A 17,835-nucleotide genomic window follows, 5' to 3' on the forward strand; every position below is an offset into this window, starting at 1 on the left:
ATCAGCAGGCCGTCCAAAAAACCGAACAGCTTACCTGCATGGTCTGCAGGAGTGAGCAGGAGACGCGACATGATCCAACTGACCTTTCCCGACAATTCCGTGCGCGACTATGAAGCAGGCACCACCGGCCTTGCCGTCGCCGAAGGCATTTCCAAATCGCTGGCCAAGAAAGCGGTCGCGATGACACTGGATGGTGAGCTGAGGGACCTCAGCGATGCCATTTCGGCCAATCACAGCATCGAAATCGTCACGCGTGACGATCCGCGCGCCCTTGAATTGATCCGGCACGACGCCGCGCATGTGATGGCTGAAGCCGTGCAGGAACTCTGGCCGGGAACACAGGTCACGATCGGTCCCGTCATCGAGAACGGGTTCTATTACGATTTCAAGCGCGTTCATCCCGACAGCGGAGACGACTGGCCATTCCATCCCGATGATCTGCCGGTCATCGAGAAGAAGATGCGCGAGATCATTGCCCGCGGGGCGCAGTTCACCAAGGAAATCTGGTCCCGCGAGGAAGCCAAGACCTATTTCGCCGCTAAGGGCGAGCACTACAAGGTCGAGCTTGTCGACGCGATTCCCGAAGATCAGGAACTCAAGATCTACAAGCAGGGCCAGTGGCTCGACCTTTGCCGTGGTCCGCATATGGCCTCCACCCGGCAGATCGGCGATGCCTTCAAGCTCATGAAGGTTGCCGGTGCCTACTGGCGCGGCGATTCCAGCAATGAAATGCTGAGCCGGATCTACGCGACCGCGTGGCACAACGAGAAGGAGCTGAAGGGCTACCTTCGCATGCTGGAGGAAGCCGAAAAGCGCGATCACCGCAAGCTCGGGCGGGAGATGGACCTTTTCCATTTTCAGGAAGAGGGCCCCGGCGTCGTGTTCTGGCATCCCAAGGGCTGGGACATGTTCCAGAACCTCATTGCCTACAAGCGGCGCGTTCTGAAGGACGACTACAAGGAGGTGAACGCACCCCAGGTGCTGCATACGTCCTTGTGGGAGACCTCCGGTCACTGGACCTGGTACAAGGAGAACATGTTCTCCGTGCAATGTGCCGATCCGGACGCGGAGGATGACCGTGTCTTCGCGCTCAAGCCGATGAACTGTCCCGGCCACGTTCAGATCTTCAAGCACGGGCTGAAAAGTTATCGCGACCTGCCGATGCGTCTGGCGGAATTCGGTGTCGTCCACCGCTACGAGCCGTCAGGTGCGCTCCACGGGTTGATGCGTGTGCGCGGATTTACCCAGGACGACGCGCATGTCTTCTGCACCGAAGAGCAGCTTGAGGAAGAGTGTCTCAAAATCAACGACCTGATCCTGTCGGTCTACAAGGATTTCGGATTTGACGAAGTCGTCGTCAAGCTTTCCACGCGCCCTGAAAAGCGCGTTGGAACCGATGAGATGTGGGACCATGCGGAAGCAGTTCTCTCGGATGTTCTGAAGAAGATCGAAGCGCAGTCGGAAGGCCGGGTCAAGACCGATATTCTGCCGGGCGAGGGGGCGTTCTACGGTCCGAAATTCGAATATACGCTGAGAGATGCAATCGGGCGTGAGTGGCAGTGTGGCACGACGCAGGTCGACTTCGCCTTGCCGGAACGTTTCGGTGCGTTTTATGTGGACAGCAACGGCGAAAAGAAAACACCGGTCATGGTGCACCGCGCGATTTGCGGTTCCATGGAACGCTTTCTTGGTATCCTTATCGAGAACTATGCCGGACACTTCCCGCTCTGGTTCGCTCCCCTGCAGATCGTCGTTGCGACCATCACGTCCGAAGCCGATGCCTATGGCCAGGAAGTTGCGGACCTGTTGAAGGCGAAGGGGTTGAAGGTCGAGACCGATTTCCGGAACGAGAAGATCAACTACAAGGTTCGCGAGCACTCGCTTGCGAAGGTCCCCGTGATCATTGTCTGCGGCATGCGCGAGGCTGAGGAACGCACCGTCAATGTCCGCCGTCTCGGCTCGAAAGACCAGCGCTCCATGGGGCTTGAAGAAGCCGTCGAGGCGTTTGTCCAGGAGGCGACGCCGCCGGACTTGAAATAATCTCCGGAGCACCAAAATACGGGGATAAGTTACAGCTTGCACATTGCCCTTACGCTAGGGCAATGTGCTGTCACATTCCTGAAACACTGGTTCTGGTATCTGGTTCCGGATTTACCCGAACACCCTGTCGAGACGATGGTTGCCGTGGATTACGCAGAATTCAGCTACGCCAATCCTGACCATCCGCCCCTGAAGCGGTGGACGATACGGGCGATCGAGGGCATTTCGGGCCGCCGGAAGCTTGTTGATCTTTACGAAGTCTGGAAAAACCAGATGGTCGGGACTTCGGACTACATCTGGAGCGACCTTCTGGGTCTCATCAACCTGAATGTCGCCGTGAAAGATGGCGAGTGGCCGCCGAAAGACCTGCCCGAGGGACCGCTTGTTCTGATCGCCAACCACCCTTACGGCATTGGTGACGGTCTTGCGATCCTGGCGCTGGCGGAACAGCTCGGGCGGCCTTTCAAGATCCTGATAAACAACGAACTCCTGAAGGTTCCGGAAGTCCGGCCATTCTCCCTGCCGGTGGATTTTGAGGAAAACAAGCAGGCTCTCAAGACAAACATGCAGACCCGCAAGGAAGCGCTGCGCCTGCTTCAGGAAGGCACGACCATTATCGTCTTCCCGGGAGGTGGTGTCGCGACCGCTGCAAAGCCTTTCGGACGCGCTGAAGAACTGCCCTGGAAAACGTTCACTGCGAAGATGATCCGGTCTTCGAAGGCAACCGTGCTGCCGCTTTATTTCGAAGGTCAGAATTCCTGGCTTTTTCATCTCGTCAGCAAGTATTCGCTGACCCTGCGCCTGTCACTTCTGGTGAGGGAATTCCGCCGGATTCTCGGCTCCGTCATAACGGCGCGGGCCGGGCAGGCGATCCCGTTCGAAACCCTCTCCGGTTTCAAGGACCAGAAGGAAATCATGGATTTTCTTCAGACGAAAGTCATGGAAATGGGGCCGGCCACCTCTGTCAGGGGCCTGCTCGGCCGTAGCCGCTGAGACGATATCCGGAAAGTCGCTAGGGTACGGGCTCATAAATGAAGTCAATTTGGTTTGGATCGTTTTGACCAACTGCAAGGAGCGAAAGCGCAGAAAATGTGCTTCATTTCCAAGCCTTTCGCGACGCCGCAGATGGCTGAAACGGCCGAATCCGAAGGACGGCAAAATGGCCTCACCTCGCAGCGTCACCGCGCTTGACCGGGCATAAAGCCCGCTCTACTCGCGCTTCCTGGCGAGGTTTTGCCATTTCTGCCGCCAAATCGGCTTCATTTATGGGTCCGTGCCCTAGACTTTGCGTCGGAGGCGCATTCGCGCGTGCAGGGATGGATCAGTTGCTGCTGGTCGTTTCCTGGGTTTCCAGTTCACTGACGGCCGTCACAACTTCGACTTCCCGATCCTGACCCGGAGCGACTTCAAAGTTGTGCAGGTAGGTCTTGCCGTTGTTCCTCGCCAGCGCTTCATACTCGCCTGCTGCCAGCACAAAATCCGGAAACGCGCCCGTTGCCTCGACGACGACATGGCCACCGGCGCTCAGAACCGACCACGTGGTGTTGGCGATCGCTTCGCCGCCGCGCTCGTTGACCAGCTTCAGGGTGATATCCGCTGCCTTGTGCAAGATCGTTGCCTCGGTCAGCTTTCCTGGCAGTACCTGAATGTCGGCACGGATCACCGCGTTCACGTCACCATAGCGGCTGACCACGTGGTATGTGTCCGCGTTGAGCCTGACGATCGCACCGGGAGCAATATCTCCGACGATCTTGTTGCGCTCACCCCGCTCGTCGAACGTCATCCCGTAAACGTCGAATGTGACCTGGGCTTCGTCGATGCCGTCGCCGTCCTTCATGGCAGCGCCGAATTTGATGCCGCCCGCATTCAGTGTCAGCATCTTTGACTGAACATCCTGACCAATGACGACCCGGTTTGTCGACTGGGCGTAGCCGTAGGCGGTGTGAACCAGGTAGGCGCCGGGATTGAGCCTGAATTCCGCGTCTCCCCCCATGGAGGTGGCAACCAGTTCCAATCTTCCATTGGCGTTGGCCGCTTCGGAATAGATGCGCCAGATCAGCCCGTCATCGAGGGGCTTGCTGTCCCGTGTCAGCTTTGCCATCAGGTAAAGGGCACCCTGATCGAGACCATCGCCTGTTCCTGCCGAAACCGAACGGGACGCAGGGGCATAGGGCAGTTCGACGTCTGAAAAAAGCGGTTCCGGTTCACGATCCAGAAGATTGATAATCTGGTCGCTGCCGGCAGCTGTGGGGGCATTCGGGTCGGGTTTCGCCCTCGGTGGCATCGGGGCCTCGGCGGTTTGCGCATGGACGACGGCGCTCGTGGAAATCGCGACGGGGAAAACCATCAGGAGTCCGCACGCGGCATTTCTCGCCAAACGCTTTGCCGCCGCGGCAAATGGTGTCGAACCTTTTTCCAACATGCCCACTTCTTATTCTTGTTGACTGTGACAAGTTACAGTCCGTTGACTTTTATACCAATTCAGACCGGAACGATATACCGCAATATGTCCAAGCTTTTTCCCGGTGGAATCGGGGCAAGTCGTTTGCAGCCTCGATCAGGGGAGGTTGCCCCGGCATTCCCGGTAAATGCAAGCCGTACCACCTTGTTCCGCGCCTGGCAGCCCTGTCCGGCCCTCTCAAATGCGCTTGAAAATCAGGCGAATTCAAGACATCGAATCGAAGTTGACAATTGCGCTCAATGAATTACGTCCAGTGAAACGACTGAAACATCGAGAAGTGTGAAACGCATGTCCACTTTCAGCCAACCCGCACCCGGTGTCCTGGAATTCCTGCGCAAACGCCGTTCCCATCCATCAATCACGATGTCGGAACCCGGCCCGGATGAGGACCAGGTCAGGGATCTTCTGACGATTGCCGCTCGGGTTCCGGATCACGGCAAGCTTGCTCCATGGCGGTTTGTCCTCTTTCGAACGGCGCAAGGGGAGGCGGTCGGACGCCGGCTGGCTGCGATACTCGAGGAAAGACAGGGTCCTCTTGACGATGATCAGCGCCAGAAGGAATTGACCCGCTTCACACGCGCTCCCCTTGTCATCGGTGTCGTGAGCATGGCTGCGCTGCATCCCAAAATACCGGTCTGGGAGCAGCAACTGTCTGCCGGTGCCGTTTGCATGAACCTGGTCACGGCTGCTTCGGCGGCCGGATTCGCATCGCAGTGGCTGACCGAATGGTACAGTTTCGACAAGGAAGCCGCGCAGTTTCTCGGTGCCCGCGATGATGAGCAATTTGCCGGTTTCGTGCATGTGGGCACACCCACGCAGGCGCCGGTTGAAAGACCACGGCCCGATTTGGCCGACCTCGTCAGTGAATGGAGCGAAGACACCTGAGATGTTTTATGAAACCGCCAAAAACGACCACGGCCTGCCTCACAACCCCTTCAAGGCGATCGTGTCGCCCAGGCCGATCGGCTGGATTTCTTCGCTCGATGCTGACGGACGTACCAACCTTGCGCCATACAGCTTCTTCAACGCCGTCGGGGACCGGCCTCCGATCGTGATGTTCTCCTCGTCCGGCTACAAGGACAGTGCCGCAAACGTGGACGCGACCGGCGAATTCGTCTGCAACATGGCCAGTTGGGACCTGAAGGATGAAATGAACGTGTCTTCAGCCCCCGTTTCAGGAGACACCAGCGAGTTTGAGCTGGCGGGCCTGGACATGGCGCCTTCGCGTCTGGTCAAGGCACCGCGTGTTGCAAAGGCCGCAACAGCGCTTGAGTGCAGGCACCTTCAGACGCTCAAGCTGAAGGATCTCGATGGCGTGGAAACCGACAACTGGATTGTTTTCGGGCAGGTTGTCGGCGTTCATATCGACGAGAGCATCCTCGTTGACGGGAAGGTCGACGTTACCCGCTTCAAGCCGCTTTCCAGACTGGGTTACATGGAATACGCAGCTGTTACCGAAGTGTTTGAAATGGTTCGGCCGAACGTCTAGAGCATTTTCCGACCAATGAGGGTCATTTGACCGAGGCCCTTTTTCGCGCTGGCAAGACGGTTTGCCCGCCGCGGTGCTTCCCACCACAAGGGTGGACCAACGATGCCAGAGCGGAAAAGGGCCCGGCCAATCTTGATGTCTGCCGCTTGAATGCGTTCCACAACGGGTGAGGATATCCAGCCCGCCGGCTGCGTTGTGCCACTTGCACGATGCACCGCATCGCGCCTCGTGACCCGCTTGGCCGCGTGAACCGGATATCCTCATCAAATGATCCAAAGTGGTCGGAAAATGCTCTAGGACAAAGCGGCCCGGGTTTGTTTCCTGTTTCGCCGCAGCATGAGCGGTGATCAGCGGAAAAACGAATCCGGCCGACGCGAGTGCCTGCAGTGCTGCCTTCAGGAAGCGACAGGAAAACAGGCAAGCTCGAAACGGGCAGGGTTTCGGTATCGTGTATTTTGCTTACCCAACGTCTCTTTCGAGGCTGTTTCCCAGAAGAATTAAGGCTAGCTGTGCACTGTTAAGACTTTGTTAACCATTCCGGCGTGAAAGTTAACAAAGTCATAATCAGTTCCGTCGAGGAGACTAGGTCATGCATGTGACTGACACACCCTCGGTCGCGTCTCGGATCGAGCTAGCGTTTCAGTCTGCGAGTAGTTCCACGGGTACTTCGTTCGAGTACCTGGTGAAGACCGCTGCGCGCGAGTCGTCTTTCAATCCGTCGGCGAAGGCCAGAACTTCGAGTGCGACCGGGTTGTTCCAGTTCATCGAATCGACCTGGCTGGAGACCATGAAAGAGGCGGGCCCAAAACACGGGCTTGATAAATATTCAGACCAGATCCTGCAAACGAAGAGCGGCAAGTACTACGTCAAGGATCCGGAGGTAAAACGCGAGATTCTCGATCTGCGCAAGGACCCTGAAATTTCCTCGATGATGGCCGGTGCGCTGACCCAGAAGAACGCTGCCTACCTGGAACGCAAGATCGGCAGAGAGCCGACTGACGGCGAGCTCTACATGGCGCATTTCCTGGGAGCGCACGGCGCCAGCCGCCTGATCGATGCGACCAATGCCAATCCGGACATGCGTGCCGACAAGATGTTCTCGGCGCAGGCGCGGGCCAACAAGCCGATCTTCTTCCACGGGAATGGCAAAGCGCGTTCGATGCAGGAAGTCTACGAGGTCATCGTTTCCAAACATGACGCAGTGACAATGATCGCCCAGGCGAGCGGCAAAACCGATCTGCGCACGTCCGGTGAGCTTCTGAATGTCGCCGCTCTGCCGACCGCGAAGCCTGTGCATGCGATGCCGGGAACCGATCCGCAGAATTTTGACCACCTTGCCGGTGATACGGCGGCCTCGTTTGCAATGCGCTCCAAACCGCCGGGGCCGGAAGAACTGGCCCGCATGCAGGCGGAGCTGCCAGACCGCAATCCGGTACAGCTTGCCGAAGCCACGACATCTTTGCCGCGCGGTGCGGAGGCGCAGAACCCGGCACCGCAAGATCCGCGGGAGGCTTCGATAAACCCGGCGGACCCGGCGGCGGCGCAACGAGTCGTTTCCGCGTTCCAGGCAACGGAAACGGACAGTCCTTTCGAAGCTCTTTTCAGAAATGACCAGGGTTCGTCTCAGGCCGATCTGAACCCGCGATTCGCTTCCGCCTTCGCGGCAGTCGAAGAAGCCGGAATGTTCAGCACCTTCACCGGGATTTCCAATCAGGTCGCCGCACAGGAACTGGCGCTTGCAGATCAGGGCAGCCCTCTCGATTTGACGCGGTTCTTGAGGCTGAAAGCGGAAGAAGAGCAGAAGGATCTGCTGCCACCGGCCTGATTGCGTATTTTTACAGGCCTCGTGAAAATTATAGTGAACAGATCGTTAAGTCTTTGCTGGCAGGGTGTGAGTCGACACTCAAACAACACTGATTGCCATCATGACCGCACACGACCTTTTGCTTTTCGAAGATGATCACACTCCCGAGCGCGACGTCGCTGCCGCTAGGGAATTCGCAGAACGTTATTTGCAAGCCGAACACGGCAGTCAGGACCGGGCCAGCATGGCAACAGCTCTTACAGTTCTTCTGGACGACCCGAGCCGCGCGATCCGCAAGGCGATCTCTAAGACTTTGGCATCAAGTGCCTACGCGCCTGCCCATGTCGTGCGGTCGCTCGCAAGCGATGTTGACGAGGTCGCCGTCCCGGTATTGAAAGAATCGCCGATCCTCACCGAAGCAGAGCTTGTCGATCTGCTTGCCCAGGGCAGTGAGACCGTTCAGTGTGCCATTGCAGGGCGCGCCGGCCTGCCTGCCTCCATCAGCGCGGCGATCTGCGAAGTTGCCAGCGAGCGTGCCTGTCAGGTTCTGCTCGACAATGGCAGCGCAGAGGTCCTGCAATCGTCGCTTTTGCGACTGGCACAGCGGTTCGAGAACCGTCCCGATATCTGCGACCAGTTGCTGCGGACACGGGATCTGCCCCTGGCGAATCGTTATGAACTGCTTATGAGGCTCGCCGAAAGCCTTGATGATCACCCGATCGTTCTGGAGCGGGTGCCGGAGAACCAACGGCATACCTTCCTGAGCGACGCGGAAGACAAAGTTGTCCTGAGGCTGGCTCTGGAAGCGAGCGAAGAGGAACTGCCTGATTTTGTCGAGCATCTGAGAAGCCGGGGAAAACTGAACACGAGGCTGTTGCTGCGGTCGGTCTGCTGTGGCCGCCTGCGCTTCTTTGCGGCAGCTCTTGCCAATCTGGGCCAGGTGCCGCTGCCGAGACTTTGCAAGTTGCTTGTCACCGTTCGCCGGTCGGCGCTTCAGGCGATCCTGCGCAAGGCAGGCCTGCCAATCCGTTCCCATCAGGCGTTCTTGCTGGCCATCGACATTGCGCGCCAGGCCGAAGCCGATTTCACGTACGATCTGGCTCTCGACGAAGCCCGGATGCTGACAGAAACGCTGCTTGAGGAAATGCAGGACGGAGCCCTTGGCGCCGACGAAGATGTCGCCGCATTCCTGCGCCGTTTCGCGATCGAGGTCGCACGCCTGGAAGCCCGTCTGCTTGTGAAGAACGGGTCCCTGCATATCACCGCGGCTGCCTGACCTTTCTCCCATCCCTGTCAAAGCGGACGGTCGTCCGGCAATAGCGATTCTTTCTTTGCCGGACACTTCCGGCTGAAAAGTGGCTTGTCGCCGGTTTCGGGCGGTGGTTAGGTGCCGCTCCTAAACTGGAAAGGTGGCGTCATGCAATCAGCGACGGGCGGCGCGCGGTCACAGGCCTCGATGGGTATTATTCTCATGTGTGCAGGCATCGCCTCCCTGAGTCTCAGCGATGCGATTGCGAAGCAGCTGACGTCTTCCTACACACCCGTACAGATCCTGTTCATGCGCAATCTCATTGCCTTGCCGTTTGCCGTGCTGATTGCGCTGAAAATGGGTGGCACGGGTGCCCTGCGCTCCTATCGCCCGGCGGCGCACCTTTTGCGCGGTGTGCTCTGGCTGATCGCGGCGGGTCTCTTTTTCACCAGCCTGAAATACCTGGAAATTGCCGAAGCAACGGCCCTCGTCTTCATGGCACCTGTTTTCATCACCGCGATTTCGGCACTGTTCCTGAAGGAGACGGTCGGCTGGCGCCGCTGGCTCGCGGTGCTCGCGGGTTTTGCAGGTGTGCTGATCATTGTCAGACCGGGGGCAGGGACGTTCCAGAGCGCGTCATTGCTGCCGATTGTCGTCGCATTCTTCTACGCCGTTCTCATGATCAGCGCCCGTTGGGTCGATCCGCGCGAGAGCGTCTGGACCTTGATGCTCTATCTTGTCGGCGCCGGTGCCTTGCTGAGCGCATTGGTGGCTCCCTTTGTGTGGGTCGACATTCGCGCCGAGGACATGTGGCTTTTCATGGGTATCGCGGTCTTCGGAACTGCGGGCATCACGCTGATCACGCAAGCCTTCCGTTTCGCACCGTCGGCAACACTGGCACCATTTGAATACAGTGCGCTGCTGTGGGCGACGCTGCTCGGCTGGATTGTGTGGCAGGAGATTCCGGATCTGCTGACCTATGTCGGCGCAGCGTTCATCATCCTCAGCGGCTGCTATATCGTTTTCCGGGAGCAGCGGCTCGCCGATGAAAGTCCGGGCTGACGCCGTCAGGCGGTTTCCGGTTCCGCCGGAAACTGCTTCAGGAATTCATTTGTGACGTTTTCCAGTGTCTGAAGCAGCTCGACTCCGGTCGAATTGCCTTCATCCTTGGCACCTTCCATGACCATCGCACGAATGGCTTCGACGTAGCGCCCGGCCAGTTCACGCGGCAGCTTGTCGGGTGAGGGAACCGTCTCGATCAGATGGCAGAAACTTGCCGCGACCTGACCGACAAGCGGAAAGCCGAGGGTCAGGGCCTGTCCCTTGATGTTGTGCGCCGCGTGAAACAAGGGGGCGATCGTCTCTTCTGAGAGGCCGTCCGGCGGCACATTTTCCCAGGCCTGATTGAGCGTGACCGTTTCATTGACCATCCAGCTGCCGAAATGGCTCGATAGCCGGCTCATGGCGGCTTCGGCAGCCTTTACCGGATCAAACTTCTTGGCTTCCCGCGGTGACAGAACCCGAACCTTGCTGCGCAGATTGGTCGGGGGAGACAGGATTTCGTAGTCCTTGTCCTCGGCTGTTTCGGCCATGCTAGCAATGCCTTTTGTCAACGGATGCGATTTCAAACGTCTCCGGAGTATGATCGCAGTCGCTTAACAGGCTCTTGCCAGGATGAGATTTTCAAAAGAATCGCTCAGTAGCGGAACATCTCCGACAGAATGCGCTCGTCCCAGCCATGGTCGGAATCGAACATGATCACGCCTTTCGCCCGGGACGACTCCCTGACGGTTACGCGCGTCACACGACGGATTTCCGTGTGATCGGCGGAAGCGCTCACGGGGCGTTTGTCCGCTTCAAGGATATCGATGTCCACCTTCGCCCCGTTCGGCAGCAGCGCTCCGCGCCATCGCCTCGGACGGAAGGCGCTTATTGGCGTCAGGGCGAGCAACTGCGCCGTGATCGGCAGGATCGGCCCATGGGCGGACAGGTTGTACGCGGTGCTGCCTGCAGGTGTTGCGACAATGATGCCGTCGCAGACGAGTTCTTCCAACCGGACTTTCTCGTCGACCGAAATGCGCAGACGGGCTGCCTGGGAAGTCTGACGCAGCAGCGAGACCTCGTTGATGGCGAGTGCCATGTGCTCGTTGCCGTGTTCGTCGAGCGCTGTCAGTTCGAGCGGGCGTATGGTCGTCACATCCGCTTTCGCTAGCCGGTCCGGCAGGTTGTCTTCGCGATACTCGTTCATCAGGAAACCTACCGAACCGCGGTTCATGCCGTAGATCGGCTTGCAGCTTTCCATATGTGCATGAAGCGTCTGCAGCATCAGGCCGTCGCCGCCGAGAGCAACAATTATATCGGCGTCATCCGCATCGACATTGCCGTAGCGATCCGACAGTGCAGCGCGTGCGCGCTGCGCATCCTCGGTATCGCTTGCAACGAAGCAGAGTTTTCCTGTCGACAGGACCTGACTTTCAGCAGACATCGGAGGAGGTGCGGATTGGTTCATGGTCGAACTGTCTTGCATTGCTGAAGAGTGCGCGGATGTCCGGCACCGGTCGGCTTCCTTGCGGCAACCGATCGTCAGCATAGCGGCAATTGAAAGCAGGAACAGCGCCTTTTTTCAGATCCTTCAATTCGTCTCCTGCTCCTGGCCGTCGTTCAGCGAAGGGACTTCGCTTTCGAGTTCGCCATTGCAGGACGCAGAGGCAATGAGATCCTGCCATTCCGGGAAAGGGACGACAACCGAACGCTCGTCATTGATTTTTGAAGACATGACAGCGGCGACCCGTGGACCGAAAATCGTGTTGACCATAAGCGGGCCACCGGAGGCACCCGATTCGGTGTTGCAGTCGGTTACCCAGACATCCTTCTGGCTCCCGAGTACTGAGCAGGACGAGACGACCGTGGGCAGATATGGCCTGCTCCGGCGGTATCCAACGGAGAGAAAACGAGTCGTTTGGGGCAACCTCCGGGACTCATCCGGTGTCAGCGGAGGAAGCGGAAACAGGGTGCTCGGCTCCTTCAGCACAATCAGGCCCAGATCCTTGTGGAGGTCGCTGATTTTCGGCCGGCCTGCCGGAACGTATCCATCCGGCACGATAAGGCATTCCGCCTCCAGCCTGGCGGCGTATTCGTCACGCCGCACTCCGGCGATGAACAGGACTTCGTCGGCAGGCAGCTTCTTCTTTGTTTTCGAAGAAACGATGCAATGCGCTGCGGTCAGAACGAGATTTGGCGCAATAAGGGTGCCGGTACAACTTGAAACAGACTTGTAGCCGGCCCGGTTGACGCGGCCGATCGAATGCCAGGGATAATCCGTGCTGTCGATGACCTTGAGTTCGCCTTTGGCATGTGCCGGTTGCGCGAAAAGCGTGCAGGCCAGGGCCACGAAGACCGATGTACAGGCAAGAAGCCAACCGCCCGAGCGGCGAAGCTGATGTTTGCGTCTCATTGGGCGCATCTTGTCCGATCCTGTTTCGCGCGCACGGCTGCGCCGGGTTGATGGCGCGAGATTGCGGCAATTGGCGTTTGCCTGCGATAGTAGTCACAGACCATCTTTCTTGCCAATCGTTGTTCACGCGCAGGGCAGGATCCACCCAAATGGGCAAAGACAGGCATCGGCACATCTTTCGGCCGGGCTTCACTCGGCGTCCAGCCTGTCGATCAGCGTTACAAGATCCGCAACCGTATCGATTACATGATCTGCACCCGCAGCCTTCAATTTTGCCGTTGCACGCTGCCGGAGAAGATCGACCTCGGCGTCCGGAAGCAGTTCAAGTTCTTCGGGCGTTTTGCCCGCATAGTTGCCTGAGAGCGCAAGGCCGACCGTCACGCACCCCGCCGCGACCCCTTCCGCGATGCCGGGTTCCGTGTCATCGACCTTGATAACGGCAGAAGGGGGATAGGCGACAAGGTCAATGAAACACTTGTACATGCCCAGCGGACCGGGTCGGCCTTCTGGAAGATCGTCGGAACAGACAAGGTTGTCCGGTGCATAGCCCTGTTCGGCGGCCCGTGGCAGGACCCGTTGCATGATCGACCGCGTATAACCGGTCGTGGAGCCTATCTTGATGCCCCTTGCCCTCAGCGAGCCGACCATATCAGCAGCGCCCGGCACGAGGTCGGCGTAATCCGCGACAACTTCCTCATTCATCGGAACGAAGATTTCATAGACCCTGTCGACATCGGCTTCCGTCGGAGCCACACCGTATTTTTCCGTCCATTGAGCCGCGATATCCGGATCGCCCATCATGTCGCGAATATGGTCCCGCTTGGGCTTGCCCATCGGTTCGCGAGCCTGTTCGATTGTTGCGGAGACACCGAACTCTTCAAATACCTTGACGAACACGCCCATGGGAGCGAACGATCCGAAATCGATCATTGTTCCGGCCCAGTCGAAGACCACGGCTTTGAATTTGCTCATTTCCTGTCCTTGTCATCTGAAGCCCGAGGTAATTTTTCACCAGTTTCGTGCAGTGCCAGATTGTTGGCCGCTCGTCGATAGGCTCAACAGGCGCAACGCTTCAATGGTGGACAGCGCAGGCCGGTCATTTGCAATACGACGATCGAATGACGATGAGGTGAAGCCATCATAAGTGATCCGCTTCTTTTTCCCGCAACCGAATTGTTCATCGAATTTCCGCAACGCGACCCTTTCAAAGCAGAGACGGCTCGGCTACGCTCGATTCCATTCGGTTCAGGGTTTTTCGTTGCCGTTGATATCGTTCAACAATGAGGAAGGTCGCAATGGCTGACTTCTTCAGTGTTCCGGAAAAAGCTGGGGTGGTTATCACCCCGAACGGCGGAGCATAAGCCAACGTGAATATTCCGCAATTCTTCCGCCTTACCGTGAAACGGATCTGGATCGCCGGTGTCCTGGGGATGTGCCTGCTTCTGCCGGGCTGTGGTCTGTCGGACGCCCCGGTGCTTCATCCGAAAGGGCCGATTGCCCTGGCAGAGCGCGACCTTCTCTTTACGGCGTTCTGGATCATGATGATTGTTGCGATCCCGGCGATAGTGCTGACGCTCTTCTTCGTCTGGCGCTATCGCAGCGGTTCCAAGAAGGCGGCTTACGCACCCGAATGGGACAGTTCCTGGAAGGTCGAGACGGTGGTCTGGCTGGTTCCGGCCGCGATCATTGTCGTTCTGGGAACGCTGGTCTGGCAATCCACCCACAAGCTTGATCCATACAGGGAAATCGCTTCGGACAAACCCGCGTTCAAGGTTCAGGCGATCGCCCTCGACTGGAAGTGGCTGTTCCTTTACCCCGAACTCGGTGTGGCCAGCGTCAACGAGCTTTCCTTTCCCGCGGACCGCCCGCTTTCCATTGAGATCACGTCAGATACGGTCATGAATTCACTCATGATTCCGGCGCTTGGCGGTCAGATCTACGCTATGGCGGGCATGCGCTCGGAACTCAACCTTCTTGCGGACGATCCGGGCGTGTTCATGGGCCGCAACACGATGTATTCCGGCGACGGCTTCCCGGATCAGCACTTCAAGGCCCATGCCATGAGCGAAGCGGACTTTACCGCCTGGAAGGCGAAGGTTTCGGGGGAAGGGACGTCACTTGACGCGGAAACCTATCTGGAACTGCACAAGCAGAGTATTGCCAATCCGGTCGCCTACTATTCGTCCTTCGAGACCGACCTTTTCAAGCTGATACTTCGAAAATACGCGCCGATCGTTGGGCCTTATGAAAGCGAGGCGGCCGAACTCATCTGCAGGGGGGCTGCGTGATGCTTGGACGCCTGACAATCGAGGCAATACCGCTTTATTCCTGGGTTGCCATGGGCGGTGCAGCGGTGACCGTCGGTGGCGGGATCGCTGTGTTTCTCCTGATTACCTATCTCAGGGCCTGGAAGGTGCTGTGGACCGACTGGCTGACCAGTCTCGATCACAAGAAGATCGGCATCATGTATGTGGTGCTTGCCCTGGTCATGCTCGTGCGCGGCTTCATCGATGCCCTCATGATGCGCGCACAGCAGGCCATTGCGCTCAACAACGAAGGCTACCTGCCGCCGGAGCACTTTGAGCAGATCTTCTCCTCGCACGGCACGATCATGATCTTCTTCGTGGCGATGCCGTTTCTGACAGGGCTGATCAACATCATCGTGCCGCAGCAGATCGGCGCGCGCGACGTTGCGTTTCCGTTCCTGAATTCCGTCAGTCTCTTTTTAACGGCAGCCGGGGCGGGGCTGGTCCTGATTTCCCTTGCGATCGGAAAGTTCTCGACGGCCGGCTGGACGGGATATCCGCCTTATTCGGGGATTGATTACAATCCCGGCGTTGGTGTCGACTACTGGCTCTGGGCGCTCATTGTCAGCGGTGTTGGCAGCACGGCGTCCGGGATCAATTTCATCGTCACCATCGTCAAGAACAGGTGCCCTGGCATGACCTATATGCGCATGCCGATGTTCACCTGGACGACGTTGTGCATTTCCATCCTGATCGCGTTCGCCTTTCCGGCCCTGACCGTCGTTGCCGCGCAGCTGGCTCTCGACCGGACGCTCGGCTTTCACTTCTTCACCAACGGGGACGGCGGCAACATGATGCTGTTCGCCAACCTTCTTTGGATCTGGGGCCATCCGGAGGTCTACATCCTGATCCTGCCGGCATTCGGCATCTTCTCGGAAGTCGTGGCGACGTTTTCCCGCAAGCGTCTGTTCGGATACAAATCGCTGGTCTACGCGACTGCCTGTATCGCCATCCTGTCCTTCACTGTCTGGCTGCACCACTTCTTCACCATGGGTTCTTCGGCCAATGTGAACGCGGTCTTCGGGATCGCGACCATGATCATTGCCGTGCCGACGGGTGTGAAAATCTTCGACTGGATGTTCACCATGTACCGGGGCCGGATCGAGTTCCATCCGTCAATGGTTTTCACGATCGGTTTCATGGTGACCTTCGTGATCGGAGGCGTGACGGGTGTTCTGCTCGCGCTGCCGCCGGCCGACTACCTGATGCACAACTCCACTTTCCTTGTGGCGCATTTCCACAACATGCTGATCCCCGGTGCTCTGTTCGGATACTTCGCCGGTCTGAACTACTGGTTTCCGAAGGCGTTCGGTTTCAAGCTCGATGCCAAGTGGGGGATCCGCTCCTTCTGGTTCTGGATCATCGGATTTTACCTTGCCTTCATGCCGCTCTACGTGCTCGGCTTCATGGGCATGAGCCGGCGCATGGAACACTACGCCGACCCGAACTGGCAGCCCTATCTGATTGTTGCGGCACTTGGCGCAGTCTGCGTGCTGCTCGGCATCGTCTGTATCGCCATTCAGCTCTACGTTTCGGCGAAAAACTGGGGTTCGGCCCGCGACCTGACCGGTGACCCGTGGAACGGGAGGACGCTGGAATGGGCAACCGCATCTCCGGCAGCGCCGTACAACTTCGCCATTGTCCCGACGGTGCGCGACATTGATGCCTTCCACGACATGAAGCTTGGCGGCACCGCCTACCAGCCTGCGGCAGCGTACGAGGATATCGTCATGCCGAAGAGCAGCGGGCTTGGGCCGGTCCTCGGGGCACTGTCATTCGCGCTCGGGTTTGCCATGGTCTGGTACATCTGGTGGCTCGCCGCGCTGGCCTTCGTCCTTGCGCTTGTCTGTGTCGGCATCCGGGCGTGCGACGATGAGAGCGAATTCATCATCCCGGCGGCGGAAGTCGCACGGATCGAGGGAGCGCATCTGGGACAGATCACGTCTGCCGACATGCACGACATGCGCGATTTCCAACCGGTCGGGCCCGCGTCCGGCGCACCACTGCCGGGGAGGGCGTGATGTCGGAGACAGCCCTGAACAGTGAACTCCTCGAACACGAAGAGAAAAAGTCCCTGGAATCGCGTGAGTTCGGCTTCTGGGTCTACCTGATGACCGATGCCGTCATCTTCGCGCTTTTGTTTGCCTCCTACGTCGTGCTTTCGAAAAATTCGGCCGCAGGCCCGACATCGAGGGATCTGTTCGATCTCGGGCATACGGCAGGTGAAACGGCGCTGCTTCTGCTGTCGAGCCTGACCTTCGGTCTCGCGACAATCGCGATGACTTCGGATCAGGCGGGACGCGTCGTTCAGTGGCTCTTCGTGACCCTTATCCTCGGCCTCGGCTTTCTTGCAATGGAGATGCTCGAGTTTCACGGGATGATCGCGCAGGGAGCCGGGCCGGGTACCAGCGGGTTCCTGTCCGCCTTTTTCACCCTTGTGGGAACACACGGGCTTCATGTCGCCTTCGGCGCTATAGGGATCTGCGTGGTGATCGGGCAGGTTTTGGTCAAGGGACTGACCTTGCCGGTGCGCTCACGCCTGGTTCGGCTCGGATTGTTCTGGCATTTCCTCGATATCGTCTGGATCGGTATCTTTTCCGTCGTTTACCTGCCGGGCGTCATGTAGGAGGCACCATGCACCATTCAGCTGAACGCAGTCTGTCGACCTACCTGACCGGTTTTGCGCTCGCGGTCGTTCTGACCGCGATCCCGTTCGCACTTGTCTGGGGTGGTCTGCTGACCGGCCCGGCGGTTTATGTGGTCATTGCGGTTGCCGCGGTGATACAGGTCGTGGTCCACCTGGTGTTCTTTCTGCACATGAATTTCAAGTCCACTCCGGGCGAAAACCTCTTCTTCCTCGGCTTTGCCGCCGTTCTGATCTGCATCATGGTTGGCGGCAGCCTCTGGATCATGATGGACCTGCATCACCGGATGATGTGATGCGCGCACGCGCGGGCATCCGGAGTGCATTTCACGGATAGATTGCTCTCGATCAATGACGCCGGCCCGTATCCCGTGGGATCAAGAGCCTG

At 58.3% G+C, this 17,835-nt stretch carries 17 protein-coding genes; 11 read left to right on the forward strand and 6 right to left on the reverse strand.

Features of this window, described 5'->3' with window-relative positions:
* The first annotated feature begins 69 nt into the window (after positions 1-69).
* Both thrS and RBB49_RS27855 read left to right on the forward strand, forming a co-directional pair.
* A complete protein-coding gene (gene thrS / locus RBB49_RS27850) occupies positions 70-2,040 on the forward strand; it encodes a threonine--tRNA ligase (RefSeq protein ID WP_306146244.1) in 1,971 nt (656 codons plus the stop codon).
* Between the two features lie 36 nt (positions 2,041-2,076).
* Complete coding sequence (locus tag RBB49_RS27855) at positions 2,077-3,033, forward strand: lysophospholipid acyltransferase family protein (RefSeq protein ID WP_306146245.1); 957 nt, start codon at positions 2,077-2,079, stop codon at positions 3,031-3,033.
* A 328-nt stretch (positions 3,034-3,361) separates the two neighbouring features.
* Here the strand turns inward: RBB49_RS27855 and RBB49_RS27860 are convergent, their stop codons facing one another.
* Positions 3,362-4,387 (reverse strand): hypothetical protein, encoded by a 1,026-nt coding sequence (locus RBB49_RS27860; RefSeq protein ID WP_306146246.1) that lies wholly within the window; start codon positions 4,385-4,387, stop codon positions 3,362-3,364.
* 402 nt (positions 4,388-4,789) lie between these two features.
* Between RBB49_RS27860 and RBB49_RS27865 the strand changes: the two genes are divergently transcribed.
* The 5 genes from RBB49_RS27865 to RBB49_RS27885 all read left to right on the forward strand — a co-directional run bounded on the left by RBB49_RS27865 (position 4,790) and on the right by RBB49_RS27885 (position 10,105).
* Positions 4,790-5,386 (forward strand): nitroreductase, encoded by a 597-nt coding sequence (locus RBB49_RS27865; RefSeq protein WP_306146247.1) that lies wholly within the window; start codon positions 4,790-4,792, stop codon positions 5,384-5,386.
* Position 5,387: 1 nt separating this feature from the next.
* On the forward strand, positions 5,388-5,990 hold the full coding sequence (locus RBB49_RS27870) for a flavin reductase family protein (RefSeq protein ID WP_306146248.1): 603 nt from the start codon (positions 5,388-5,390) through the stop codon (positions 5,988-5,990).
* A 589-nt stretch (positions 5,991-6,579) separates the two neighbouring features.
* The gene (locus tag RBB49_RS27875; protein WP_306146249.1) at positions 6,580-7,815 is read left to right on the forward strand and encodes a transglycosylase SLT domain-containing protein; all 1,236 of its coding nucleotides are present in this window, start codon (positions 6,580-6,582) and stop codon (positions 7,813-7,815) included.
* Positions 7,816-8,038: 223 nt separating this feature from the next.
* Entirely contained in the window at positions 8,039-9,070 is a 1,032-nt protein-coding gene (locus RBB49_RS27880; protein WP_306146250.1) for a DUF2336 domain-containing protein, read from the forward strand.
* A gap of 141 nt (positions 9,071-9,211) precedes the next feature.
* Positions 9,212-10,105 (forward strand): DMT family transporter, encoded by an 894-nt coding sequence (locus RBB49_RS27885; RefSeq protein ID WP_306146251.1) that lies wholly within the window; start codon positions 9,212-9,214, stop codon positions 10,103-10,105.
* A 5-nt stretch (positions 10,106-10,110) separates the two neighbouring features.
* Here the strand turns inward: RBB49_RS27885 and RBB49_RS27890 are convergent, their stop codons facing one another.
* The 5 genes from RBB49_RS27890 to phnX form a co-directional block, all read right to left on the reverse strand.
* Positions 10,111-10,635, reverse strand: coding sequence for an Hpt domain-containing protein (locus tag RBB49_RS27890; RefSeq protein WP_306146252.1), 525 nt, complete (start codon positions 10,633-10,635; stop codon positions 10,111-10,113).
* A gap of 104 nt (positions 10,636-10,739) precedes the next feature.
* Positions 10,740-11,528, reverse strand: a complete 789-nt coding sequence (locus RBB49_RS27895) for an NAD kinase (RefSeq protein WP_336623448.1) — start codon at positions 11,526-11,528, stop codon at positions 10,740-10,742.
* Positions 11,518-11,679: a hypothetical protein gene (locus RBB49_RS27900; RefSeq protein WP_306146254.1), complete on the reverse strand. Its 162-nt coding sequence runs from the start codon at positions 11,677-11,679 to the stop codon at positions 11,518-11,520. The genes RBB49_RS27895 and RBB49_RS27900 overlap by 11 nt, the downstream gene beginning before the upstream one ends.
* Positions 11,676-12,497: a serine protease gene (locus RBB49_RS27905; protein ID WP_306146255.1), complete on the reverse strand. Its 822-nt coding sequence runs from the start codon at positions 12,495-12,497 to the stop codon at positions 11,676-11,678. The genes RBB49_RS27900 and RBB49_RS27905 overlap by 4 nt, the downstream gene beginning before the upstream one ends.
* Positions 12,498-12,686: 189 nt before the next feature.
* Positions 12,687-13,469 (reverse strand): phosphonoacetaldehyde hydrolase, encoded by a 783-nt coding sequence (phnX, locus tag RBB49_RS27910; RefSeq protein ID WP_306146256.1) that lies wholly within the window; start codon positions 13,467-13,469, stop codon positions 12,687-12,689.
* Positions 13,470-13,864: 395 nt separating this feature from the next.
* Between phnX and cyoA the strand changes: the two genes are divergently transcribed.
* The 4 genes from cyoA to cyoD are packed head-to-tail and all read left to right on the forward strand — an operon-like array spanning position 13,865 to position 17,743.
* Positions 13,865-14,785 carry a ubiquinol oxidase subunit II gene (cyoA, locus tag RBB49_RS27915; protein ID WP_306146257.1) on the forward strand — a complete coding sequence of 307 codons (921 nt, stop codon included), beginning with the start codon at positions 13,865-13,867 and terminating at the stop codon, positions 14,783-14,785.
* Complete coding sequence (locus RBB49_RS27920) at positions 14,785-16,824, forward strand: cbb3-type cytochrome c oxidase subunit I (protein WP_306146258.1); 2,040 nt, start codon at positions 14,785-14,787, stop codon at positions 16,822-16,824. The genes cyoA and RBB49_RS27920 overlap by 1 nt, the downstream gene beginning before the upstream one ends.
* Complete coding sequence (gene cyoC, locus RBB49_RS27925) at positions 16,824-17,429, forward strand: cytochrome o ubiquinol oxidase subunit III (RefSeq protein ID WP_306146259.1); 606 nt, start codon at positions 16,824-16,826, stop codon at positions 17,427-17,429. Before RBB49_RS27920 ends, cyoC begins: the two co-directional genes overlap by 1 nt.
* An 8-nt stretch (positions 17,430-17,437) precedes the next feature.
* Positions 17,438-17,743 carry a cytochrome o ubiquinol oxidase subunit IV gene (cyoD, locus tag RBB49_RS27930; protein WP_306146260.1) on the forward strand — a complete coding sequence of 102 codons (306 nt, stop codon included), beginning with the start codon at positions 17,438-17,440 and terminating at the stop codon, positions 17,741-17,743.
* Positions 17,744-17,835: the final 92 nt, after the last annotated feature.

The sequence above is a fragment of the Roseibium sp. MMSF_3412 genome, from assembly GCF_030733265.1.
In the GTDB taxonomy this organism is placed as follows: domain Bacteria; phylum Pseudomonadota; class Alphaproteobacteria; order Rhizobiales; family Stappiaceae; genus Roseibium.